Genomic DNA, 21,157 nt, shown 5'->3' with positions numbered 1-21,157 from the left:
CTAGCCCTTACTTGGAGTAGAGCTCGACAATCAGGTTTTCGTTGATGTCGGCGGACAGATCGCTGCGAGCAGGAACGTTCTTGAAAACGCCCGACTTTTTAGCAGAATCAACGTCTACCCACTCAACGCGGCCACGCTGGGCGCACAGTTCAAGGGCTTGAACAATGCGCAGCTGGTTCAGCGACTTCTCACGAACCGCGACCACGTCACCCGGACGAACTTGGTAGGATGGAATGTTTACGGTCTTGCCGTTAACGCTGATCGCTTTGTGCGAAACCAGCTGACGGGATTCGGAACGAGTCGAACCGAAGCCCATACGGTAAACGACGTTGTCCAGGCGGCATTCCAGCAGTTGCAGCAGGTTCTCACCAGTAGCGCCTTTTTTCGAGGCTGCGACTTGGTAGTAACCGCGGAACTGGCGCTCCAGGACACCGTAGATACGGCGGACTTTTTGTTTCTCGCGCAGCTGGGTACCGTAGTCGGACTGACGGCCACGGCGCTGGCCGTGTACACCTGGGGCTGCTTCGATGTTGCACTTCGATTCCAGAGCGCGAACACCGCTCTTCAGGAACAGGTCAGTGCCTTCACGGCGAGACAGTTTGCATTTTGGACCAATGTAACGTGCCATTTATCTGTCTCCTGATTACACGCGACGCTTCTTCGGCGGACGGCACCCGTTATGCGGGATTGGCGTCACGTCGGTGATGCTGGCGATCTTGTAGCCGCAGCTGTTCAGTGCACGAACGGCGGACTCACGACCTGGACCTGGACCCTTGACGTTCACGTCGAGGTTCTTCAGACCGTATTCCAGCGCAGCTTGACCAGCGCGCTCAGCAGCGATCTGAGCTGCGAACGGGGTGGATTTGCGCGAACCACGGAAACCCGAACCACCGGAAGTCGCCCAGGACAAAGCGTTGCCCTGACGGTCGGTGATGGTCACGATGGTGTTGTTGAAAGACGCATGGATGTGGGCGATGCCATCAACCACTGTCTTTTTGACTTTTTTACGAGGACGAGCAGCAGGTTTTGCCATGTCTATATTCCTGGGCGATTACTTGCGGATCGGCTTACGCGGGCCCTTACGGGTGCGTGCGTTGGTCTTGGTGCGCTGACCGCGAACCGGCAGACCTTTACGATGACGCAGGCCGCGGTAGCAACCCAGGTCCATCAAGCGCTTGATCTTCATGTTGATGTCACGGCGCAGGTCACCTTCGGTGGTGAACTTCGCGACTTCGCCACGCAGGGTTTCGATTTGCTCGTCGCTCAGATCCTTGATCTTAGCGGCTGGATTTACACCAGCGTCTGCACAGATTTTCTGTGCAGTTGTGCGACCGACACCATAGATGTAGGTCAGCGAGATAACAGCATGCTTGTTATCTGGAATGTTGACGCCTGCAATACGGGCCATTCAGTGGGACTCCAATTGACAGCTACCTACGCCCCGGAAGCCAAGAAATAGGGCGCGAGATAATATCGCTGTAGAAACGAATAATCAACCCAGCAGCACACTAGCTGCTGGGTTTGAAGCGCAGATCACACTCAGCCTTGGCGCTGCTTGTGACGCGGTTCCGCGCTGCAGATCACGCGCACGATACCTTCGCGACGAATGATCTTGCAGTTGCGGCACAGCTTTTTCACCGATGCACGAACTTTCATTACCGACTCCTCGAACCTTAGGGGTCTATCAGCGCAGCAGACCGCTGCCACCGTAGCCTTTCAGGTTGGCTTTCTTCATCAGGGATTCGTACTGGTGCGAAACGAGGTGCGATTGTACTTGGGACATGAAGTCCATCACAACCACTACCACAATCAGCAACGAGGTCCCGCCAAGGTAGAACGGCACGTTTGCTGCCACCACCAGGAACTGGGGCAGAAGGCAGACGGCCATCATGTAAAGAGCACCGAACATGGTCAAACGAGTCAGAACGCCATCAATGTAGCGCGCCGACTGCTCACCAGGACGGATACCCGGAATAAAGGCACCGGACTTCTTCAGGTTTTCCGCTACGTCTTTCGGGTTGAACATCAACGCTGTGTAGAAGAAGCAGAAGAAGATGATCCCTGCACTAAACAGCAGAATGTTCAACGGCTGACCAGGAGCGATCGACTGCGAGATGTCCTGCAGCCAGCCCATACCCTCGGACTGACCGAACCAGGCACCCAGCGAAGCCGGGAACAGCAAGATGCTGCTCGCGAAAATGGCAGGAATGACGCCCGCCATGTTCACTTTCAGCGGCAAGTGGCTGGTCTGCGCAGCGAAGACCTTGCGGCCCTGCTGACGCTTGGCGTAGTGAACGGCGATACGACGCTGACCACGCTCAATGAACACCACGAAACCGATAATCGCTACTGCAAGCAAACCGATAGCGACCAGGGCGAAGATGTTGATATCGCCTGTACGCGCAGACTCGAAAGACTGCCCGATTGCTCTCGGAAGACCGGCAACGATACCTGCGAAGATCAACATCGAGATACCGTTGCCCACACCGCGCTCGGTGATCTGCTCGCCGAGCCACATCATGAACATTGCGCCAGCCACGAAGGTGGAGACGGCAACGACATGGAAGCCCAGGCCAGCAGAAAACGCCACGCCCTGGTTGGCCAGGCCAATGGACATGCCAATGGCTTGAACCAGCGCCAGGATAACGGTGCCGTAGCGGGTGTACTGGCTGATCTTGCGACGGCCAGCTTCACCTTCCTTCTTCAACTGCTCCAGCTGAGGGCTGACTGCGGTCATGAGCTGCATGATGATCGATGCCGAGATGTACGGCATGATCCCCAGTGCAAAGATGCTCATGCGCTCCAGCGCACCACCGGAAAACATGTTGAACAAGCTAAGAATGGTCCCCTCATTCTGTCGAAACAGATCCGCCAGACGGTCTGGATTGATGCCAGGCACCGGGATATGTGCGCCGATCCGATAGACGATGATCGCCATGAACAGAAAGCGCAGACGAGCCCAGAGTTCCGACATCCCGCCCTTACCGAGCGAAGAGAGAGCACCTTGCTTAGCCATTTATTCCTCGAACTTGCCGCCAGCTGCTTCGATAGCCGCACGCGCACCTTTGGTGACGGCGATGCCCTTGATAGTGACTGCGCGAGTGACTTCGCCGGACAGCATGATTTTCACACGCTGTACATGCTGGCCAATCACGTTGGCGTCTTTCAGGGACTGTACGGAGATCACGTCGCCTTCCACCTTGGCCAGCTCGGACAGACGCACTTCGGCGCGATCCATGGCTTTCAGGGAAACGAAGCCGAACTTCGGCAGACGACGGTGCAGCGGCTGTTGACCGCCTTCGAAGCCCGGAGCGATGGTGCCACCGGAACGGGAGGTCTGACCTTTGTGACCACGGCCACCAGTCTTGCCCAAACCGCTACCGATACCACGACCCGGACGATGCTTCTCGCGACGGGAACCCGGCGCTGGACTCAGATCATTGAGTTTCATCGATTAACCCTCGACGCGCAGCATGTAGTAAGCCTTGTTGATCATCCCGCGATTCTCGGGAGTATCCTGGACTTCTACAGTGTGACCGATGCGACGCAGACCCAGGCCTTTAACGCACAGGATGTGGTTAGGCAGGCGGCCGGCGGTGCTCTTGATCAGCGTTACTTTTACGGTTGCCATGATCAGAAGATCTCCTCAACGCTCTTGCCGCGCTTGGCAGCAATGGATTCAGGAGATTGCATGGCTTTCAGACCCTTGAAGGTGGCGTAAACCACGTTCACTGGGTTGGTCGAACCGTAGCACTTGGCCAGAACGTTCTGGACACCAGCAACTTCCAGGACAGCACGCATTGCGCCGCCGGCGATGATACCGGTACCTTCCGAAGCAGGCTGCATGTAAACCTTCGAGGCGCCGTGGGCAGCCTTGGTGGCGTACTGCAGGGTAGTGCCCTTCAGGTCAACCTGGATCATATTGCGACGGGCAGCTTCCATGGCTTTCTGGATCGCGGCAGGTACTTCGCGCGATTTGCCACGGCCGAAGCCGACGCGACCTTTGCCATCACCTACCACGGTCAGCGCGGTGAAGGTGAAGATACGGCCGCCTTTAACGGTTTTAGCAACGCGGTTAACTTGAACCAGCTTCTCGATGTAGCCTTCGTCGCGCTTTTGATCGTTATTTGCCATAACTTAGAACTCCAGTCCGCCTTCACGAGCAGCATCGGCCAGCGCCTTGACGCGACCATGGTACTTGAAGCCGGAACGGTCAAAGGCAACTTGAGATACACCGGCGGCTTTCGCACGCTCAGCTACCAGCTTGCCAACCTTAGTGGCCGCGTCGATGTTGCCGGTGGCGCCATCACGCAGTTCTTTGTCCAAGGTCGAGGCGCTTGCCAGAACCTTGCTGCCGTCGGCCGAAATGACCTGGGCATAGATGTGCTGCGAGGAGCGGAACACGCACAGACGCACGGCTTCGAGCTCGTGCATTTTCAGGCGTGCTTTGCGAGCGCGACGCAGTCGAATAACTTTTTTGTCGGTCATTTGCTAGGCCCTACTTCTTCTTGGCTTCTTTACGACGGACTACTTCGTCCGCGTAACGCACACCCTTGCCTTTGTAAGGCTCTGGCGGACGGAAGTCGCGGATTTCAGCGGCCACCTGACCCACCAGCTGCTTGTCGATACCCTTGATCAGGATGTCGGTCTGGCTTGGGGTTTCAGCGGTGATACCGGCTGGCAGTTCGTAGTCCACTGGATGCGAGAAGCCCAGAGCCAGGTTCAGGATGGTGCCCTTGGCCTGTGCCTTGTAACCAACACCGACCAGCTGGAGCTTGCGCTCGAAGCCTTGGCTTACGCCCTGGACCATGTTGTTCACCAGAGCACGGGTGGTACCGGCCATGGCACGAGCTTGCTGGTCACCGTTGCGAGCGACGAAGCGCAGCTCGCCGGACTCTTCGGTAACTTCAACAGACGAGTGAACGTTCAGTTCGAGAGTGCCCTTGGCACCCTTCACCGAAAGCTGCTGGCCGGCGAATTTGACTTCGACACCGGATGGCAGCTTAACGGGGTTCTTAGCGACGCGAGACATGCCTATCTCCCCTTAGAACACTGTGCACAGAACTTCGCCACCGACACCGGCAGCGCGCGCAGCGCGATCAGTCATCACACCTTTGTTGGTGGAGACGATAGACACGCCCAGACCGCCACGTACTTTCGGCAGGTCGGAGACGGACTTGTACTGGCGCAGGCCTGGACGGCTGGAGCGCTTCAGTTCCTCGATGACCGGACGGCCTTCGAAGTACTTCAGTTCGATCGACAGGGAAGGCTTGGCTTCGCCACTGACCTGGTAGCCAGCGATGTAACCTTCGTCCTTCAGAACTTTGGCAACCGCGACCTTCAGAGTGGAGGAAGGCATGCTTACGACGGACTTTTCAGCCATCTGGGCATTACGGATGCGAGTTAGCATGTCCGCTAACGGGTCCTGCATACTCATGGGCTAGATGCTCCTGATACAAGAATTATTAGCCTTGCGGCTATCACAACCACCTGACCGCCCCGGGCAAAAAACCCAGGCTCAGGTGAGCCGGTCATTCTAGACACAAGACAGAAACGAAACAAGCCCCACGAGGGGGCTTGTTTGTTGGCGATGTCACCGGCGGTCGGAAGATTGCTCCCCTTACGCCGGGATCACACCTGCAGCGATTACCAGGAGGCCTTGACCAGACCTGGTACGTCACCACGCATTGCAGCTTGACGCAGCATGTTACGGCCCAGGCCGAACTTACGGTAAACACCGTGAGGACGACCGGTCAGGCGGCAACGGTTGCGCAGACGCGAGGCGCTGGCATCACGAGGCTGCTTCTGCAGAGCGACAACGGCAGCGAAACGCTCTTCTGGAGAGGCGTTCAGGTTGACGATGGTCGCTTTCAGCTCGGCACGCTTTTTGGCGTACTTGGCTACCGTGAGCTGACGCTTCAGCTCGCGGTTTTTCATGCTCTTCTTGGCCATTTTCCTACTCCAATCAGTTGCGGAACGGGAACTTGAATGCACGCAGCAGAGCGCGGCCTTCGTCGTCCGAACGAGCAGTGGTGGTCAGGGTGATGTCCAAACCGCGCAGAGCATCGATCTTGTCGTAGTCGATTTCCGGGAAGATGATCTGCTCTTTCACGCCCATGCTGTAGTTGCCACGACCATCGAAGGACTTGGCATTCAGGCCGCGGAAGTCGCGAACCCGAGGCAGGGAGATCGCCAGCAGGCGGTCCAGGAATTCGTACATCTTGTCGCTACGCAGGGTCACCTTGACGCCGATCGGCCAGCCTTCACGGACTTTGAAGCCCGCGATGGATTTACGAGCGAAAGTCACGACCGGCTTTTGACCGGTGATCTTTTCCAGGTCGGCAACTGCGTGCTCGATGACTTTCTTGTCGCCGATCGCTTCGCCCAGACCCATGTTCAGGGTGATCTTGGTAACGCGCGGAACTTCCATCACGTTCGACAGCTTAAGTTCTTCCTTAAGCTTGGGAGCGATTTCGTTCCGGTAAATCTCTTTCAGTCGTGCCATGGTCTTCTACCTAGCAGTGTTCAAGCATCAACCGCTTTTTGGGTCGACTTGAAGACACGAATTTTCTTACCGTCTTCTACTTTGAAACCAACGCGGTCAGCCTTGTTGGTTTCGCCATTGAAGATGGCAACGTTGGAAGCGTGCAGAGGCGCTTCTTTCTCGACGATACCGCCCTGAACGCCTGCCATCGGGTTCGGCTTGGTATGACGCTTGACCAGGTTGACACCACCGATGACCAGACGGTCATCAGCGAGAACCTTCAGCACCTTACCGCGCTTACCCTTGTCTTTGCCGGCGATCACGATGATCTCGTCGTCACGACGAATCTTTTGCATGTCGGATCTCCTTACAGCACTTCAGGGGCGAGCGAGACGATCTTCATGAACTTCTCGTTACGAAGCTCACGGGTCACTGGCCCGAAGATGCGGGTACCGATCGGCTCTTGCTTGTTGTTCAGCAGAACAGCAGCGTTGCCGTCGAAACGAATGATGGAACCGTCAGCGCGACGTACACCGTGACGGGTACGGACGACAACAGCGGTCATCACCTGGCCTTTCTTGACCTTACCGCGAGGAATCGCTTCCTTGACGGTAACTTTGATGATGTCACCGATGCCGGCGTAACGGCGGTGCGAACCGCCGAGAACCTTGATGCACATGACGCGACGAGCGCCGCTGTTATCGGCCACATCGAGCATGGATTGAGTCTGAATCATAAAATTTCTCCGACCCCTAGCCCTTAGACTTCAACAGCGCGTTCGAGGACTTCAACCAGTGCCCAGGACTTGGTCTTGGCCAGCGGACGAGTTTCGGTGATCGAAACCTTGTCGCCGATCTTGCACTGGTTGGTTTCGTCGTGCGCGTGCAGCTTAGTCGAACGCTTAACGTATTTACCGTAGATCGGGTGCTTAACGCGACGCTCGATCAGAACGGTGATGGTCTTGTCCATTTTGTCGCTGACGACACGGCCAGTCAGCGTACGGACGGTTTTTTCAGCTTCAGCCATGATCACTTACCTGCCTGCTGGTTGAGCACAGTTTTCACGCGAGCGATGTCACGCTTAACTTGCGAGAGCAGGTGCGACTGCCCCAACTGGCCAGTTGCTTTCTGCATACGCAGATTGAACTGGTCGCGCAGCAAGCCGAGCAGTTGCTCATTCAGTTGCTGTGCCGATTTTTCACGAAGTTCATTCGCTTTCATCACATCACCGTCCGCTTAACAAAGGAGGTGGCGAGAGGCAGCTTTGCAGCAGCCAGGGCGAAAGCTTCGCGCGCCAGCTCTTCAGAAACACCCTCGATCTCGTACAGGACTTTGCCTGGCTGGATCTGGGCAACCCAGTACTCCACGGAACCCTTACCTTTACCCATACGAACCTCGAGAGGCTTCTTGGTAACCGGCTTGTCCGGGAATACACGGATCCAGATCTTGCCGCCACGTTTTACGTGACGGGTCAGCGCACGACGCGCCGACTCGATCTGGCGGGCGGTGAGACGACCGCGAGCGACAGCTTTCAGAGCGAACTCGCCGAAGCTGACCTTGCTACCGCGCAGTGCCAGACCACGGTTGTGGCCGGTCATCTGCTTGCGGAATTTTGTACGCTTTGGTTGCAACATTTGGCGTACCCCTTACTTAGCAGCTTTTTTACGAGGCGCTGGTGCTTGCGGCTTCAGCTCTTCCTGGCGACCACCAATTACTTCGCCTTTGAAGATCCAAACCTTCACACCGATCACACCATAGGTGGTGTGAGCTTCGTAGGTGTTGTAGTCGATATCGGCACGCAGGGTGTGCAGAGGCACACGACCTTCGCGATACCACTCAGTACGGGCGATCTCGGCACCGCCGAGACGACCGCTCACCTGGATCTTGATGCCTTTGGCACCAATACGCATGGCGTTTTGTACGGCGCGCTTCATGGCGCGACGGAACATAACGCGGCGCTCCAGCTGCTGGGCAACGCTTTGCGCAACCAGCATGGCGTCGAGTTCCGGCTTGCGGATCTCTTCGATGTTGATGTGCACAGGCACACCCATCTGCTTGGTCAGGTCCTGACGCAGCTTCTCTACATCCTCACCCTTCTTGCCGATAACGATACCGGGACGAGCGGTGTGAATGGTGATGCGTGCAGTTTGAGCCGGACGATGAATATCGATACGGCTTACGGACGCGCTTTTTAGTTTGTCTTGGAGGTACTCACGCGTTTTCAGATCCTTCAACAGGTAATCTGCGTAAGTAGCACCGTCTGCGTACCAGACGGAGGTGTGCTCCTTGACGATTCCCAGGCGAATGCCAGTGGGATGTACTTTCTGACCCATCTGATCGACTCCGTTACTTGTCCGCAACCTTGACAGTGATATGGCAAGACCGCTTGACGATGCGATCAGCGCGGCCTTTGGCACGCGGCATGATGCGCTTCAGCGAACGCCCTTCGTTGACGAAAACGGTGCTGACCTTCAGGTCATCAACGTCTGCGCCTTCGTTGTGTTCGGCGTTGGCAACGGCCGACTCGAGGACTTTCTTCATGATTTCAGCGGCTTTTTTGCTGCTGAAGGCCAACAGGTTGAGCGCTTCGCCCACCTTCTTCCCGCGGATCTGGTCGGCGACCAAGCGGGCTTTCTGGGCGGAGATTCGAGCGCCCGACAACTTAGCGGCTACTTCCATTTCCTTACCCCTTAACGCTTGGCTTTCTTGTCAGCCACGTGCCCGCGATAGGTGCGGGTACCGGCGAACTCGCCCAGTTTGTGGCCGACCATGTCTTCGTTCACGAGAACTGGGACGTGTTGGCGACCGTTGTGTACCGCGATGGTCAGACCGACCATTTGTGGCAGGATCATCGAACGGCGCGACCAGGTTTTCACTGGCTTGCGATCGTTCTTCTCCACCGCCACTTCGATCTTCTTCAGCAGGTGAAGATCGATAAAAGGACCTTTTTTCAGAGAACGTGGCACTGTCGTATCCCTCTAGTTACTTGCGACGACGGACGATCATGTTGTCGGTACGCTTATTACCACGGGTTTTCGCACCCTTGGTTGGGAAGCCCCATGGCGATACCGGATGACGACCACCGGAGGTACGACCTTCACCACCACCATGTGGGTGGTCAACCGGGTTCATGGCAACACCACGAACGGTTGGGCGAACGCCGCGCCAGCGTTTGGCACCAGCTTTACCCAGCGAACGCAGGCTGTGCTCGGAGTTCGAGACTTCACCCAGGGTCGCACGGCATTCAGCCAGTACTTTGCGCATCTCACCGGAGCGCAGACGCAGAGTCACGTAGGCACCTTCACGAGCGATCAGCTGAGCCGAAGCACCAGCGGAACGAGCGATCTGTGCACCTTTACCCGGCTTCAGTTCGATGCCGTGAATGGTGCTACCTACCGGGATGTTGCGCAGTTGCAGGGAGTTACCGGCCTTGATTGGGGCCAGGGCACCTGCGATCAGCTGGTCGCCAGCGCTCACGCCTTTAGGGGCGATGATGTAGCGACGCTCGCCGTCTGCGTAGCACAGCAGGGCGATGTGAGCAGTACGGTTTGGATCGTATTCCACGCGCTCGACAGTGGCTGGAATGCCATCTTTGTCGTTGCGACGGAAGTCGACCAGACGGTAATGCTGCTTGTGACCACCACCAACGTGACGAGTGGTAATGCGGCCATTGTTGTTACGACCACCAGACTTCGATTTCTTCTCGAGCAGCGGTGCGTGAGGAGCGCCTTTGTGCAGCTCCTTGTTGACCACCTTGACCACGAAACGGCGGCCAGGGGAAGTCGGTTTGCATTTAACGATTGCCATGATGCACCCCTTCCTTACTCAGCACTGCTGCTGAAATCGAGATCTTGGCCTGGCTGAAGGGAGACGATCGCCTTCTTCCAGTCATTACGCTTGCCCAGACCACGTGCGGTACGCTTGGTTTTACCCAGGACGTTGACAGTCGACACGTTTTCAACTTTTACGTTGAACAGGCCTTCGACAGCTTTCTTGATTTCCAGCTTGGTTGCATCGGTAGCAACCTTGAATACGAACTGGCCTTTTTTCTCAGCCAGAACGGTAGCCTTCTCGGAAACGTGCGGGCCAAGGAGGACTTTGAATACGCGTTCCTGGTTCATCCCAGCAGCTCCTCGAATTTCTTCACGGCGGAGACAGTGATCAACACTTTCTCGTAGGCGATCAGGCTGACCGGGTCGGAACCCTGGACGTCACGTACGTCGACGTGCGGCAGGTTACGAGCAGCCAGGTACAGATTCTGATCAACTGCGTCCGAAACGATCAGTACGTCGTTCAGGCCCATGCCGTTCAGCTTGTTCAGCAGGTCTTTGGTTTTCGGCGCTTCGACAGCGAAGTCCTGAACCACGACCAGACGATCGCTACGCACCAGCTCGGAGAGGATGGAGCGCAGTGCAGCGCGGTACATCTTCTTGTTGAGCTTCTGCGAGTGATCCTGAGGGCGAGCTGCGAAGGTGACACCACCGCCACGCCAGATCGGACCGCGAGTGGTACCGGCACGAGCACGGCCAGTACCCTTCTGACGCCATGGGCGCTTACCGCCACCGGCTACGTCAGAGCGGGTCTTCTGCTGCTTGGTGCCCTGACGGCCGCCGGCCATGTAGGCCACGACTGCTTGGTGTACCAGCGTCTCGTTGAATTCGCCACCGAAAGTCAGTTCGGAAACTTCGATCGCCTGAGCGTCATTTACATTGAGTTGCATGTCAGTTTCCCCTTAACCGCGAGCCTTGACAGCCGGACGCACAACCACGTCGCCGCCAGTAGCGCCTGGAACGGCACCCTTGATCAGCAGCAGGTTGCGTTCAGCGTCTACGCGTACTACTTCCAGGGACTGTACAGTCACGCGCTCAGCGCCCATGTGACCGGACATCTTCTTGCCCTTGAATACACGACCAGGAGTCTGGCACTGGCCGATGGAGCCAGGGACACGGTGCGATACGGAGTTACCGTGGGTGTTGTCCTGACCACGGAAGTTCCAACGCTTGATGGTACCGGCGAAGCCTTTACCTTTGGACTGACCGGTTACGTCTACCAGCTGGCCTGCAGTGAAGAGTTCAGCTTTGATCAGATCGCCAGCCTGGAAATCGCCTTCTTCAAGACGGAACTCCCAGACACCGCGACCAGCGGCAACGTTAGCCTTGGCGAAGTGACCTGCCTGAGCGGCAGTCACGCGCGAAGCACGACGCTCGCCGACAGTGACTTGCACTGCACGGTAGCCATCGGTTTCTTCAGTTTTGAACTGGGTGACACGATTCGGCTCGATCTCGATGACCGTGACCGGAATGGAGACACCTTCTTCGGTGAAAATGCGGGTCATACCGCACTTGCGACCGACTACACCAATAGTCATGTTGTAAACCTCATGAGTGTACGGGGCTTTCACCCGCTATGGCCGCCCATTTCAGAGCGTTACACGACTCAGACCGAAGTCTTAGCCGAGGCTGATCTGCACTTCCACACCTGCCGCGAGATCAAGCTTCATCAGCGCATCAACGGTTTTATCCGTTGGCTGGACGATGTCCAGAACGCGCTTATGAGTGCGAATCTCGTACTGGTCACGCGCGTCTTTGTTGACGTGCGGGGAGACCAGAACGGTGAAACGCTCTTTGCGGGTAGGCAGTGGAATTGGACCACGCACTTGTGCACCAGTACGTTTCGCGGTTTCCACGATTTCCTGGGTGGATTGGTCGATCAGGCGATGGTCGAAAGCCTTCAACCTGATACGGATTTGCTGATTTTGCATTGGATTTCAGACTCCAGGCTGTTCCCAACGGACGCACTACGCCCGCTAAAAGGAGGCGTGATTCTATAGACGCCCCTATTTAGTGTCAACCCAATAAAAAAAACCCCCGCTAAGCGGGGGTTTTTTCAATCGGTCGAGTGATTACTCGATGATTTTGGCTACGACGCCGGCGCCGACGGTACGACCGCCTTCACGGATGGCGAAGCGCAGACCGTCTTCCATTGCGATGGTCTTGATCAGGGTGACAGTCATCTGAATGTTGTCACCTGGCATTACCATTTCAACGCCTTCCGGCAGTTCGCAGTTACCGGTCACGTCAGTGGTACGGAAGTAGAACTGAGGACGGTAGCCTTTGAAGAACGGAGTGTGACGACCGCCTTCTTCCTTCGACAGAACGTAGACTTCTGCGGTGAACTTGGTGTGCGGCTTGACCGAACCTGGCTTGACCAGAACCTGGCCACGCTCAACGTCGTCACGCTTGGTACCACGCAGCAGAACGCCGCAGTTCTCGCCAGCACGACCTTCGTCCAGCAGCTTGCGGAACATCTCAACACCGGTGCAGGTGGTGGTGGTGGTGTCACGCAGACCAACGATTTCCAGCGGATCCTGAACGCGGACGATGCCACGCTCGATACGGCCGGTAACAACGGTACCACGACCCGAGATCGAGAATACGTCTTCGATCGGCATCAGGAACGGCTGGTCGACGGCACGAACTGGCTCAGGGATGTAGGCATCCAGAGTTTCTACCAGCTTCTTGACAGCGGTAGTGCCCATTTCGTTGTCGTCTTTGCCTTCCAGCGCCATACGAGCCGAACCGATGATGATCGGAGTGTCGTCGCCTGGGAAGTCGTAGGTGGACAGCAGGTCGCGAACTTCCATCTCGACCAGTTCCAGCAGCTCAGCGTCGTCTACCAGGTCAGCCTTGTTCAGGAAGACCACGATGTACGGAACGCCTACCTGACGGGACAGCAGGATGTGCTCACGGGTTTGTGGCATCGGACCATCGGCAGCCGAGCAAACCAGGATCGCGCCGTCCATCTGGGCAGCACCGGTGATCATGTTCTTCACGTAGTCAGCGTGACCTGGGCAGTCAACGTGAGCGTAGTGACGAATGTTCGAGTTGTACTCGACGTGAGCGGTGTTGATGGTGATACCGCGCGCTTTTTCTTCCGGAGCCGAGTCGATCTTGTCGAACTCAACGACTGCCGAACCGAAAACTTCGGAGCAGACGCGAGTCAGAGCTGCGGTCAGAGTGGTCTTACCGTGGTCAACGTGGCCGATAGTGCCGACGTTAACGTGGGGAAGGGAACGATCAAATTTTTCTTTAGCCACGACAGTGAACCTCTTGCCTAAAGGGGATTAGCCTTGTTTTTTAACGAGTGCTTCGACGATGTTCGACGGAGCTTCGGCGTATTTGGAGAATTCCATGGAGTAGCTTGCGCGACCCTGAGACATGGAACGAACGTCGGTCGCGTAACCGAACATCTCTCCGAGCGGTACCTCAGCAGTGATTACCTTGCCGGACACCGAGTCTTCATTACCCTGGATCATCCCGCGACGACGGCTCAGGTCACCCATCACGTCACCCAGGTAGTCTTCCGGGGTTACAACTTCGACCTTCATGATCGGCTCAAGCACCACGCCACCGCCCTTCTGGGCCAGCTGCTTGGTCGCCATCGAAGCGGCGATTTTGAACGCCATTTCGTTGGAGTCGACGTCGTGGTACGAACCGTCGAATACCGTAGCCTTCAGGCCGAGCAGCGGATAGCCGGCAACAACGCCGTTTTTCATCTGCTCTTCGATACCCTTCTGGATCGGGGCGATGAATTCCTTAGGAATCACACCACCAACGACTTCGTTGGTGAACACCAGACCTTCGGTGATGTTGCCTTTCTCGTCCACGTCCGGCTCCGAGAAACGGATCCAGCAGTGACCGAACTGACCACGACCACCCGACTGACGAACGAACTTGCCTTCGATCTCGACGTTGGACTTGGTGATCTTCTCGCGGTACGAAACCTGCGGCTTGCCGACGTTGCACTCGACGTTGAACTCGCGCTTCATGCGGTCAACGAGGATGTCCAGGTGCAGCTCACCCATACCGGAGATGATGGTCTGGCCGGTTTCTTCGTCGGTCTTGACGCGGAACGACGGGTCTTCCTGGGCCAGCTTGCCCAGAGCGATACCCATCTTCTCCTGGTCAGCCTTGGTTTTCGGCTCTACGGAGAGCGAAATTACCGGCTCAGGGAAGTCCATACGCTCGAGGATGATCGGCTTGTCGGCGTTGCACAGGGTGTCACCGGTGGTGACGTCCTTCATGCCGATCAGAGCAGCGATGTCGCCAGCGCGTACTTCTTTGATCTCTTCACGCTGGTTGGCGTGCATCTGCACCATACGACCAACGCGCTCTTTCTTGCCTTTGACCGAGTTGATGACGGAGTCACCGGAGGTCAGGAAGCCCGAGTAGACGCGGACGAAGGTCAGAGTACCCACGAACGGGTCGGTGGCAATCTTGAACGCCAGGGCCGAGAACGGCTCGTTGTCGTCAGCAGGACGCTCGTCGTACTGCTCCGGAGTGACTTCATCCTTCGGCACGTCGATCAGATCAGGGTGGATACCCTTGATCGCAGGGATCTCGGTTGGCGCAGGCAGGAAGTCAATGACGGCGTCGAGAACCAGGGGAACGCCCTTGTTCTTGAACGAGGAACCGCAGACAGCAGGAACGATCTCGCTCGCCAGGGTACGGGCGCGCAGACCAGCCTTGATGTCTTCGACGGACAGGTCACCTTCTTCGAGGTACTTGTTCATCAGCTCTTCGTTGGCCTCGGCAGCAGCCTCGACCATGTTGCTGCGCCATTCGTTGGCCAGGTCCACCAGCTCGGCAGGAATCTCTTCCTCGCGATAGGTGGTGCCCTTGTCGTCATCGTTCCAGTAGATGGCCTTCATCTTGATCAGGTCAACCTGACCCTGGAAGTCATCTTCAGCACCGATGGCCAGCTGGACCGGAACCGGGGTGTGACCCAGGCGGTTCTTGATCTGACCGACAACGCGCAGGAAGTTGGCACCGGCACGGTCCATCTTGTTCACGTAGACAACACGTGGAACGCCGTACTTGTTGGCCTGACGCCATACGGTTTCGGACTGAGGCTCAACGCCGGAAGTACCGCAGAACACGACGACCGCGCCGTCGAGTACACGCAGCGAACGCTCTACTTCAATGGTGAAGTCAACGTGGCCGGGGGTATCGATGACGTTTACGCGGTAGTTGTCGTACTGACCACGGGAGCCTTTCCAGAAGGTGGTAACGGCAGCGGAGGTAATGGTGATACCGCGCTCCTGCTCCTGCACCATCCAGTCGGTGGTCGCGGCGCCATCATGCACCTCGCCCATCTTGTGGCTCAGACCTGTGTAGAACAGGATCCGCTCGGTAGTGGTGGTCTTGCCCGCGTCAACGTGGGCACAGATACCAATGTTACGGTAGCGGTTAATTGCTGTAGTACGAGCCATAAAGCCCTCGCAAAATGATTGATGCTTGAATTAGAAGCGGTAGTGCGAGAACGCTTTGTTGGCTTCGGCCATACGGTGCACGTCTTCACGCTTCTTGACTGCAGCACCCTTGCCTTCGGCAGCATCCAGCAGCTCGCCGGCCAGGCGCAGGGCCATCGACTTCTCGCCGCGCTTGCGGGCGTAGTCTACGAGCCAGCGCATTGCCAGAGCGTTACGACGGGATGGACGAACTTCAACCGGAACCTGGTAAGTGGCACCGCCGACACGACGGGACTTTACTTCGACCAGCGGAGCGATGGCGTCGAGAGCTTTCTCGAAGATTTCCAGGGGGTCGCTGTTCTTGCGTGCTTTGACAGTATCCAGGGCACCGTAAACGATGCGCTCGGCTACGGCCTTCTTGCCGCTTTCCATCACGTGGTTCATGAACTTGGCGAGGATCTGAGATCCGTATTTCGGATCGTCAAGGATCTCACGTTTTGCTGCTACACGACGTCTTGGCATGATAAGCCCTCAAACGGTCTTCAGGTTAGCCCGGGACGCGGGTCTTCGACCCCTGCCCGACCTTACTCTTATCGACTCAAATAAATGGATGTCTGCAAACGACCGATTACTTCGGACGCTTGGTACCGTACTTCGAACGGCCCTGGTTACGGCCTTTGACGCCCGAAGTATCCAGAGAGCCGCGAACGGTGTGGTAACGAACACCTGGCAAGTCTTTTACACGGCCGCCACGGATCAGGACGACGCTGTGCTCTTGCAGGTTGTGGCCTTCACCGCCGATGTACGAGGAAACCTCGAAACCGTTGGTCAGACGCACACGGCATACTTTACGCAGTGCCGAGTTAGGTTTTTTCGGCGTGGTGGTGTACACACGGGTGCACACGCCACGACGCTGCGGGCAGTTCTGCAGCGCAGGAACGTCGGACTTCTCGACCGAACGCTTGCGCGGCTGACGTACCAGCTGGTTGATAGTTGCCATCTACTAGCTCCACTGATTGTCTTGCGACTCTATTGTCTTGCAAGAAAGCCAAAAATTGGCGAGACGGAGCCTCACCAAATTTAAGGGTACAAAAGTCTAAAGAGGATCTTGCACCCAGTCAAGACAAGGCCCCGACCCTTCCTGCCCGATCATCGGCAACAAATCATGTCACCGAGACTCGGGAGGAAGGGGCCGGGGCCCCGCCTCTTCTTAGTTACCGCTGGAGTTCAGCGCTTCGGTCAGTGCGGCTTCCACCTCACTGGCGCTCACACGCAGCGGCTTGTCGGCATCACGGCGACGCTTGCGCTCGCTGTGGTACGCCAGACCGGTACCGGCCGGGATCAGACGACCCACGACCACGTTCTCTTTCAGGCCGCGCAGGTAGTCGCGCTTGCCGGTTACCGCCGCTTCGGTCAGTACGCGGGTGGTTTCCTGGAAGGAAGCCGCGGAGATGAACGACTCGGTCGACAACGACGCCTTGGTGATACCCAGCAGGACACGGGTGAACTTGGAGATGAACTTGTCTTCGCCAGCCAGACGCTCGTTCTCTACCAGTACCTGGGTCAGCTCCATCTGGTCGCCCTTGATGAAGCTGGAATCGCCCGACTCGCTGATCTCGACCTTGCGCAGCATCTGGCGCAGGATGGTCTCGATGTGCTTGTCGTTGATCTTCACGCCCTGCAGACGGTAAACGTCCTGGATCTCGTTGACGATGTATTTCGCCAGCGCGCTGACACCCAGCAGACGCAGGATGTCGTGCGGATCACTTGGACCGTCGGAGATGACTTCGCCGCGGTTTACCTGTTCGCCTTCGAAGACGTTCAGGTGGCGCCACTTCGGAATCAGCTCTTCGTACGGATCGCTGCCGTCGGTCGGCGTGATGACCAGGCGACGCTTGCCCTTGGTCTCTTTACCGAACGCGATGGTACCGCTGACTTCAGCCAGGATCGACGCTTCCTTCGGACGACGCGCTTCGAACAGGTCGGCAACGCGCGGCAGACCACCGGTGATGTCACGGGTCTTCGACGTTTCTTGCGGGATACGCGCGATAACGTCACCGACGCCGATCTGGGCACCGTCAGCCACACCGACGAGGGCGTTGGCTGGCAGGAAGTACTGAGCCGGTACGTCGGTACCCGGCAGGTACAGATCCTTGCCGTTGGCGTCGACCATCTTGATGGCCGGACGGATTTCCTTGCCAGCAGCAGGGCGATCCTTGACGTCCAGGACTTCAATGTTGGTCAGGCCGGTCAGTTCGTCGGTCTGGCGCTTGATCGTGATGTTTTCTTCCATGCCCACGAAGGTCACGGTACCTTTCAGCTCGGTAACGATCGGGTGGGTGTGCGGGTCCCACTTGGCGACGATGGCGCCAGCTTCGACCTTCTCACCTTCCTTGACCGAGATCACGGCACCGTAAGGCAGCTTGTAGCGCTCACGCTCACGACCGAACTCGTCGGCAATGGCCAGCTCGCCGGAACGCGATACCGCGACCAGGTTGCCATCGGCACGCTCGACCTGCTTCAGGTTGTGCAGACGTACCATACCGCCGTTCTTCACCTGGACGCTGTCGGCAGCCGAGGTACGGCTTGCAGCACCACCGATGTGGAAGGTACGCATGGTCAGCTGGGTACCCGGCTCACCGATCGACTGTGCAGCGATGACGCCGACAGCTTCACCGATGTTCACCTGGTGACCACGAGCCAGGTCACGACCGTAGCACTTGGCGCAGATGCCGTAGCGGGTTTCGCAGCTGATCGGCGAACGCACGATCACTTCGTCGATGCTGTTCAGCTCGATGAACTCGACCCACTTCTCGTCGACCAGGGTGCCAGCAGGAACGATGACGTCCTCGGTACCAGGCTTGAACACGTCGCGGGCGATGACACGACCCAGAACACGCTCACCCAGCGGCTCTACAACGTCGCCACCTTCGATGTGCGGCGTCATCAACAGGCCCTGGTCGGTGCCGCAGTCGATCTCGGTCACGACCAGATCCTGCGCCACGTCTACCAGACGGCGAGTCAGGTAACCGGAGTTCGCAGTCTTCAGTGCGGTATCCGCCAGACCTTTACGAGCACCGTGGGTCGAGATGAAGTACTGCAGTACGCTCAGACCTTCACGGAAGTTCGCAGTGATCGGCGTCTCGATGATCGAGCCGTCCGGCTTGGCCATCAGACCACGCATACCAGCCAGCTGACGAATCTGTGCAGCGGAACCCCGCGCACCCGAGTCAGCCATCATGTACATCGAGTTGAAGGACTCTTGCTCGACTTCCTTGCCCTCACGGTCGATGACCTTCTCTTTCGAGAGGTTGGCCATCATCGCCTTGGACACTTCGTCGTTCGCCTTCGACCACAAGTCGATGACCTTGTTGTACTTCTCGCCCTGGGTAACCAGGCCGGAGGCGTACTGGCTCTCGATTTCCTTCACTTCATCGGTGGCAGTACCGATAATGCGGGCTTTTTCGTCCGGGATAACGAAGTCGTTAACACCGATCGAGACGCCGGAAATGGTCGAGTAAGCGAAACCGGTGTACATCAGCTGGTCAGCGAAGATCACGGTCTCTTTCAGACCAACCACGCGGTAGCACTGGTTGATCAGCTTGGAGATCGCCTTCTTCTTCATGGGCTGGTTGACCACGTCGTACGGCAGACCTGCCGGAACGACCTGGAACAGCAGCGCACGGCCAACGGTGGTGTCGACGATACGGGTGTTCTTGGTGACGCTGCCATCACGGTCTTTCACGGTCTCGTTGATACGGACCTTGATTTTCGCGTGCAGGGCAGCCTCGCCGGCGCGGAATACGCGGTCGACTTCCTGCAGGTCGGCGAACACGCGACCTTCGCCCTTGGCGTTGATGGCTTCGCGGGTCATGTAGTACAGACCCAGTACGACGTCCTGCGAAGGAACGATGATCGGCTCACCGTTGGCTGGCGACAGGATGTTGTTGGTCGACATCATCAGCGCGCGCGCTTCGAGCTGGGCTTCCAGGGTCAGCGGCACGTGAACGGCCATCTGGTCACCGTCGAAGTCGGCGTTGTACGCAGCACAGACCAGCGGGTGCAGCTGGATCGCCTTGCCTTCGATCAGCACCGGCTCGAACGCCTGGATACCCAGACGGTGCAGCGTCGGTGCACGGTTCAGCAGGACGGGGTGTTCGCGGATGACTTCGGCGAGAACGTCCCAGACCTCTGGCAACTCGCGCTCGACCATCTTCTTGGCCGCCTTGATGGTGGTCGCCAGACCACGCATTTCCAGCTTGCCGAAAATGAACGGCTTGAACAGCTCGAGGGCCATCTTCTTCGGCAGACCGCACTGATGCAGACGCAGGGTCGGACCTACGGTAATTACCGAACGACCGGAGTAGTCCACGCGCTTACCGAGCAAGTTCTGACGGAAGCGACCTTGCTTACCTTTGATCATGTCGGCCAGCGACTTCAGCGGACGCTTGTTCGAGCCAGTGATGGCGCGACCGCGACGACCGTTGTCGAGCAGGGCATCGACTGCTTCCTGCAGCATGCGCTTTTCGTTGCGCACGATGATGTCCGGCGCCGACAGATCGAGCAGGCGCTTCAGACGGTTGTTACGGTTGATCACCCGACGATACAGGTCGTTCAGGTCGGAGGTCGCAAAGCGGCCACCATCCAGCGGAACCAGCGGACGCAGGTCCGGCGGCAGCACTGGCAGGACGGTCAGGACCATCCACTCAGGCAGGTTGCCCGAGCCCTGGAAAGCTTCCATCAGCTTCAGGCGCTTGGACAGCTTCTTGATCTTGGTTTCCGAGTTGGTTTGCGGAATTTCTTCACGCAGACGGCCAATCTCGTGCTCCAGGTCGATCGCGTGCAGCAGCTCGCGGACAGCCTCGGCACCCATGCGGGCGTCGAAGTCGTCACCGAACTCTTCCAGCGCTTCGAAGTACTGCTCGTCGTTCAGCAGCTGACCCTTCTCGAGGGTGGTCATGCCTGGATCGATCACCACGTAGCTCTCGAAGTAGAGCACGCGCTCGATGTCACGCAGGGTCATGTCCATCAGCAGGCCGATACGGGACGGCAGCGACTTCAGGAACCAGATGTGGGCGACCGGCGAGGCCAGTTCGATGTGCGCCATGCGCTCACGACGAACCTTGGCCAGGGCAACTTCAACGCCGCACTTCTCGCAGATCACACCGCGGTGCTTGAGGCGCTTGTACTTGCCGCACAGGCACTCGTAGTCCTTGACTGGGCCAAAGATCTTGGCGCAGAACAGGCCGTCACGCTCAGGTTTGAACGTACGGTAGTTGATGGTTTCCGGCTTCTTAACTTCACCGAACGACCACGAACGGATCATTTCAGGCGACGCCAGACCGATGCGGATGGCGTCGAACTCTTCGACTTGACCCTGGTTTTTCAGCAAATTCAGTAGGTCTTTCAAGGCCTTTCCTCCTG

Annotated in this window: 31 protein-coding genes; all 31 read right to left on the bottom strand. The window is 57.5% G+C overall.

The window, feature by feature from the left end; translation table 11 throughout:
- Positions 1–7 precede the first annotated feature (7 nt).
- The gene (rpsD, locus tag AB688_RS04775) at positions 8–628 is read right to left on the bottom strand and encodes a 30S ribosomal protein S4 (RefSeq protein ID WP_063542477.1); all 621 of its coding nucleotides are present in this window, start codon (positions 626–628) and stop codon (positions 8–10) included.
- Positions 629–643: 15 nt separating this feature from the next.
- The gene (gene rpsK, locus AB688_RS04770) at positions 644–1,033 is read right to left on the bottom strand and encodes a 30S ribosomal protein S11 (RefSeq protein WP_003255454.1); all 390 of its coding nucleotides are present in this window, start codon (positions 1,031–1,033) and stop codon (positions 644–646) included.
- Positions 1,034–1,051: 18 nt separating this feature from the next.
- A complete protein-coding gene (gene rpsM / locus AB688_RS04765; protein WP_003257112.1) occupies positions 1,052–1,408 on the bottom strand; it encodes a 30S ribosomal protein S13 in 357 nt (118 codons plus the stop codon).
- 131 nt (positions 1,409–1,539) lie between these two features.
- The gene (rpmJ, locus tag AB688_RS04760) at positions 1,540–1,656 is read right to left on the bottom strand and encodes a 50S ribosomal protein L36 (protein ID WP_011531897.1); all 117 of its coding nucleotides are present in this window, start codon (positions 1,654–1,656) and stop codon (positions 1,540–1,542) included.
- Between the two features lie 28 nt (positions 1,657–1,684).
- Positions 1,685–3,016 (bottom strand): preprotein translocase subunit SecY, encoded by a 1,332-nt coding sequence (gene secY / locus AB688_RS04755; RefSeq protein WP_003255459.1) that lies wholly within the window; start codon positions 3,014–3,016, stop codon positions 1,685–1,687.
- Entirely contained in the window at positions 3,017–3,451 is a 435-nt protein-coding gene (rplO, locus tag AB688_RS04750; protein ID WP_054893563.1) for a 50S ribosomal protein L15, read from the bottom strand.
- Between the two features lie 3 nt (positions 3,452–3,454).
- Positions 3,455–3,631 (bottom strand): 50S ribosomal protein L30, encoded by a 177-nt coding sequence (rpmD, locus tag AB688_RS04745; protein WP_029614570.1) that lies wholly within the window; start codon positions 3,629–3,631, stop codon positions 3,455–3,457.
- A gap of 2 nt (positions 3,632–3,633) precedes the next feature.
- Positions 3,634–4,134: a 30S ribosomal protein S5 gene (gene rpsE / locus AB688_RS04740; RefSeq protein ID WP_003255465.1), complete on the bottom strand. Its 501-nt coding sequence runs from the start codon at positions 4,132–4,134 to the stop codon at positions 3,634–3,636.
- Between the two features lie 3 nt (positions 4,135–4,137).
- Positions 4,138–4,488: a 50S ribosomal protein L18 gene (gene rplR / locus AB688_RS04735; RefSeq protein WP_023629183.1), complete on the bottom strand. Its 351-nt coding sequence runs from the start codon at positions 4,486–4,488 to the stop codon at positions 4,138–4,140.
- Between the two features lie 10 nt (positions 4,489–4,498).
- Complete coding sequence (gene rplF, locus AB688_RS04730; RefSeq protein WP_027594874.1) at positions 4,499–5,032, bottom strand: 50S ribosomal protein L6; 534 nt, start codon at positions 5,030–5,032, stop codon at positions 4,499–4,501.
- Between the two features lie 12 nt (positions 5,033–5,044).
- On the bottom strand, positions 5,045–5,437 hold the full coding sequence (gene rpsH / locus AB688_RS04725; protein WP_023382627.1) for a 30S ribosomal protein S8: 393 nt from the start codon (positions 5,435–5,437) through the stop codon (positions 5,045–5,047).
- A 209-nt stretch (positions 5,438–5,646) separates the two neighbouring features.
- Complete coding sequence (gene rpsN / locus AB688_RS04720) at positions 5,647–5,952, bottom strand: 30S ribosomal protein S14 (RefSeq protein ID WP_013970638.1); 306 nt, start codon at positions 5,950–5,952, stop codon at positions 5,647–5,649.
- A 13-nt stretch (positions 5,953–5,965) separates the two neighbouring features.
- A complete protein-coding gene (gene rplE / locus AB688_RS04715; protein ID WP_003255474.1) occupies positions 5,966–6,505 on the bottom strand; it encodes a 50S ribosomal protein L5 in 540 nt (179 codons plus the stop codon).
- A 20-nt stretch (positions 6,506–6,525) separates the two neighbouring features.
- Positions 6,526–6,840 (bottom strand): 50S ribosomal protein L24, encoded by a 315-nt coding sequence (gene rplX, locus AB688_RS04710; RefSeq protein ID WP_003255476.1) that lies wholly within the window; start codon positions 6,838–6,840, stop codon positions 6,526–6,528.
- A gap of 11 nt (positions 6,841–6,851) precedes the next feature.
- The gene (gene rplN, locus AB688_RS04705; RefSeq protein WP_011063774.1) at positions 6,852–7,220 is read right to left on the bottom strand and encodes a 50S ribosomal protein L14; all 369 of its coding nucleotides are present in this window, start codon (positions 7,218–7,220) and stop codon (positions 6,852–6,854) included.
- A gap of 23 nt (positions 7,221–7,243) precedes the next feature.
- Positions 7,244–7,510 carry a 30S ribosomal protein S17 gene (rpsQ, locus tag AB688_RS04700; protein WP_023534981.1) on the bottom strand — a complete coding sequence of 89 codons (267 nt, stop codon included), beginning with the start codon at positions 7,508–7,510 and terminating at the stop codon, positions 7,244–7,246.
- A gap of 2 nt (positions 7,511–7,512) precedes the next feature.
- Positions 7,513–7,704: a 50S ribosomal protein L29 gene (gene rpmC, locus AB688_RS04695; RefSeq protein WP_002555481.1), complete on the bottom strand. Its 192-nt coding sequence runs from the start codon at positions 7,702–7,704 to the stop codon at positions 7,513–7,515.
- Positions 7,704–8,117: a 50S ribosomal protein L16 gene (rplP, locus tag AB688_RS04690; protein ID WP_009397508.1), complete on the bottom strand. Its 414-nt coding sequence runs from the start codon at positions 8,115–8,117 to the stop codon at positions 7,704–7,706. The genes rpmC and rplP overlap by 1 nt, the downstream gene beginning before the upstream one ends.
- Before the next feature lie 12 nt (positions 8,118–8,129).
- The gene (rpsC, locus tag AB688_RS04685; protein ID WP_003255481.1) at positions 8,130–8,816 is read right to left on the bottom strand and encodes a 30S ribosomal protein S3; all 687 of its coding nucleotides are present in this window, start codon (positions 8,814–8,816) and stop codon (positions 8,130–8,132) included.
- 13 nt (positions 8,817–8,829) lie between these two features.
- On the bottom strand, positions 8,830–9,162 hold the full coding sequence (gene rplV / locus AB688_RS04680) for a 50S ribosomal protein L22 (protein ID WP_003103908.1): 333 nt from the start codon (positions 9,160–9,162) through the stop codon (positions 8,830–8,832).
- Positions 9,163–9,173: 11 nt separating this feature from the next.
- Positions 9,174–9,449 carry a 30S ribosomal protein S19 gene (gene rpsS, locus AB688_RS04675; RefSeq protein WP_010486981.1) on the bottom strand — a complete coding sequence of 92 codons (276 nt, stop codon included), beginning with the start codon at positions 9,447–9,449 and terminating at the stop codon, positions 9,174–9,176.
- A 16-nt stretch (positions 9,450–9,465) separates the two neighbouring features.
- Positions 9,466–10,290 (bottom strand): 50S ribosomal protein L2, encoded by an 825-nt coding sequence (gene rplB / locus AB688_RS04670; protein WP_029614573.1) that lies wholly within the window; start codon positions 10,288–10,290, stop codon positions 9,466–9,468.
- 14 nt (positions 10,291–10,304) lie between these two features.
- Positions 10,305–10,604 (bottom strand): 50S ribosomal protein L23, encoded by a 300-nt coding sequence (gene rplW / locus AB688_RS04665; protein ID WP_003255484.1) that lies wholly within the window; start codon positions 10,602–10,604, stop codon positions 10,305–10,307.
- The gene (rplD, locus tag AB688_RS04660) at positions 10,601–11,203 is read right to left on the bottom strand and encodes a 50S ribosomal protein L4 (protein WP_009397517.1); all 603 of its coding nucleotides are present in this window, start codon (positions 11,201–11,203) and stop codon (positions 10,601–10,603) included. Before rplD ends, rplW begins: the two co-directional genes overlap by 4 nt.
- Before the next feature lie 12 nt (positions 11,204–11,215).
- The gene (gene rplC, locus AB688_RS04655) at positions 11,216–11,851 is read right to left on the bottom strand and encodes a 50S ribosomal protein L3 (protein ID WP_054893562.1); all 636 of its coding nucleotides are present in this window, start codon (positions 11,849–11,851) and stop codon (positions 11,216–11,218) included.
- Between the two features lie 81 nt (positions 11,852–11,932).
- Positions 11,933–12,244 carry a 30S ribosomal protein S10 gene (gene rpsJ, locus AB688_RS04650; protein ID WP_003186070.1) on the bottom strand — a complete coding sequence of 104 codons (312 nt, stop codon included), beginning with the start codon at positions 12,242–12,244 and terminating at the stop codon, positions 11,933–11,935.
- 141 nt (positions 12,245–12,385) lie between these two features.
- Positions 12,386–13,579, bottom strand: coding sequence for an elongation factor Tu (tuf, locus tag AB688_RS04645; RefSeq protein WP_013970626.1), 1,194 nt, complete (start codon positions 13,577–13,579; stop codon positions 12,386–12,388).
- A gap of 27 nt (positions 13,580–13,606) precedes the next feature.
- The gene (gene fusA / locus AB688_RS04640; protein ID WP_054893561.1) at positions 13,607–15,754 is read right to left on the bottom strand and encodes an elongation factor G; all 2,148 of its coding nucleotides are present in this window, start codon (positions 15,752–15,754) and stop codon (positions 13,607–13,609) included.
- Between the two features lie 30 nt (positions 15,755–15,784).
- Complete coding sequence (gene rpsG / locus AB688_RS04635) at positions 15,785–16,255, bottom strand: 30S ribosomal protein S7 (RefSeq protein WP_003246741.1); 471 nt, start codon at positions 16,253–16,255, stop codon at positions 15,785–15,787.
- Between the two features lie 106 nt (positions 16,256–16,361).
- On the bottom strand, positions 16,362–16,733 hold the full coding sequence (gene rpsL, locus AB688_RS04630) for a 30S ribosomal protein S12 (protein ID WP_003255492.1): 372 nt from the start codon (positions 16,731–16,733) through the stop codon (positions 16,362–16,364).
- Positions 16,734–16,943: 210 nt separating this feature from the next.
- Positions 16,944–21,143: a DNA-directed RNA polymerase subunit beta' gene (gene rpoC, locus AB688_RS04625; protein ID WP_054893560.1), complete on the bottom strand. Its 4,200-nt coding sequence runs from the start codon at positions 21,141–21,143 to the stop codon at positions 16,944–16,946.
- Between the last annotated feature and the right edge of the window lie 14 nt (positions 21,144–21,157).

The organism is Pseudomonas putida, assembly GCF_001636055.1.
GTDB lineage: Bacteria > Pseudomonadota > Gammaproteobacteria > Pseudomonadales > Pseudomonadaceae > Aquipseudomonas > Aquipseudomonas machongensis.
This window is presented reverse-complemented; position numbering and strand designations above follow the sequence as displayed.

Excerpts from the sequence above, each read along its gene's own strand:
- rpsD (WP_063542477.1), bottom strand. The coding sequence starts at position 628 with ATGGCACGTTACATTGGTCCAAAATGCAAACTGTCTCGCCGTGAAGGC.
- rpsK (WP_003255454.1), bottom strand. The coding sequence starts at position 1,033 with ATGGCAAAACCTGCTGCTCGTCCTCGTAAAAAAGTCAAAAAGACAGTG.
- rpsM (WP_003257112.1), bottom strand. The coding sequence starts at position 1,408 with ATGGCCCGTATTGCAGGCGTCAACATTCCAGATAACAAGCATGCTGTT.
- rpmJ (WP_011531897.1), bottom strand. The coding sequence starts at position 1,656 with ATGAAAGTTCGTGCATCGGTGAAAAAGCTGTGCCGCAACTGCAAGATC.
- secY (WP_003255459.1), bottom strand. The coding sequence starts at position 3,016 with ATGGCTAAGCAAGGTGCTCTCTCTTCGCTCGGTAAGGGCGGGATGTCG.
- rplO (WP_054893563.1), bottom strand. The coding sequence starts at position 3,451 with ATGAAACTCAATGATCTGAGTCCAGCGCCGGGTTCCCGTCGCGAGAAG.
- rpmD (WP_029614570.1), bottom strand. The coding sequence starts at position 3,631 with ATGGCAACCGTAAAAGTAACGCTGATCAAGAGCACCGCCGGCCGCCTG.
- rpsE (WP_003255465.1), bottom strand. The coding sequence starts at position 4,134 with ATGGCAAATAACGATCAAAAGCGCGACGAAGGCTACATCGAGAAGCTG.
- rplR (WP_023629183.1), bottom strand. The coding sequence starts at position 4,488 with ATGACCGACAAAAAAGTTATTCGACTGCGTCGCGCTCGCAAAGCACGC.
- rplF (WP_027594874.1), bottom strand. The coding sequence starts at position 5,032 with ATGTCTCGCGTCGCTAAGAACCCCGTTAAGCTGCCATCCGGTGTCGAA.
- rpsH (WP_023382627.1), bottom strand. The coding sequence starts at position 5,437 with ATGAGTATGCAGGACCCGTTAGCGGACATGCTAACTCGCATCCGTAAT.
- rpsN (WP_013970638.1), bottom strand. The coding sequence starts at position 5,952 with ATGGCCAAGAAGAGCATGAAAAACCGCGAGCTGAAGCGTCAGCTCACG.
- rplE (WP_003255474.1), bottom strand. The coding sequence starts at position 6,505 with ATGGCACGACTGAAAGAGATTTACCGGAACGAAATCGCTCCCAAGCTT.
- rplX (WP_003255476.1), bottom strand. The coding sequence starts at position 6,840 with ATGCAAAAGATTCGTCGTGACGACGAGATCATCGTGATCGCCGGCAAA.
- rplN (WP_011063774.1), bottom strand. The coding sequence starts at position 7,220 with ATGATTCAGACTCAATCCATGCTCGATGTGGCCGATAACAGCGGCGCT.
- rpsQ (WP_023534981.1), bottom strand. The coding sequence starts at position 7,510 with ATGGCTGAAGCTGAAAAAACCGTCCGTACGCTGACTGGCCGTGTCGTC.
- rpmC (WP_002555481.1), bottom strand. The coding sequence starts at position 7,704 with ATGAAAGCGAATGAACTTCGTGAAAAATCGGCACAGCAACTGAATGAG.
- rplP (WP_009397508.1), bottom strand. The coding sequence starts at position 8,117 with ATGTTGCAACCAAAGCGTACAAAATTCCGCAAGCAGATGACCGGCCAC.
- rpsC (WP_003255481.1), bottom strand. The coding sequence starts at position 8,816 with ATGGGTCAGAAAGTACATCCCACTGGCATTCGCCTGGGAATCGTCAAG.
- rplV (WP_003103908.1), bottom strand. The coding sequence starts at position 9,162 with ATGGAAGTAGCCGCTAAGTTGTCGGGCGCTCGAATCTCCGCCCAGAAA.
- rplB (WP_029614573.1), bottom strand. The coding sequence starts at position 10,290 with ATGGCAATCGTTAAATGCAAACCGACTTCCCCTGGCCGCCGTTTCGTG.
- rplW (WP_003255484.1), bottom strand. The coding sequence starts at position 10,604 with ATGAACCAGGAACGCGTATTCAAAGTCCTCCTTGGCCCGCACGTTTCC.
- rplD (WP_009397517.1), bottom strand. The coding sequence starts at position 11,203 with ATGCAACTCAATGTAAATGACGCTCAGGCGATCGAAGTTTCCGAACTG.
- rplC (WP_054893562.1), bottom strand. The coding sequence starts at position 11,851 with ATGACTATTGGTGTAGTCGGTCGCAAGTGCGGTATGACCCGCATTTTC.
- rpsJ (WP_003186070.1), bottom strand. The coding sequence starts at position 12,244 with ATGCAAAATCAGCAAATCCGTATCAGGTTGAAGGCTTTCGACCATCGC.
- fusA (WP_054893561.1), bottom strand. The coding sequence starts at position 15,754 with ATGGCTCGTACTACAGCAATTAACCGCTACCGTAACATTGGTATCTGT.
- rpsG (WP_003246741.1), bottom strand. The coding sequence starts at position 16,255 with ATGCCAAGACGTCGTGTAGCAGCAAAACGTGAGATCCTTGACGATCCG.
- rpsL (WP_003255492.1), bottom strand. The coding sequence starts at position 16,733 with ATGGCAACTATCAACCAGCTGGTACGTCAGCCGCGCAAGCGTTCGGTC.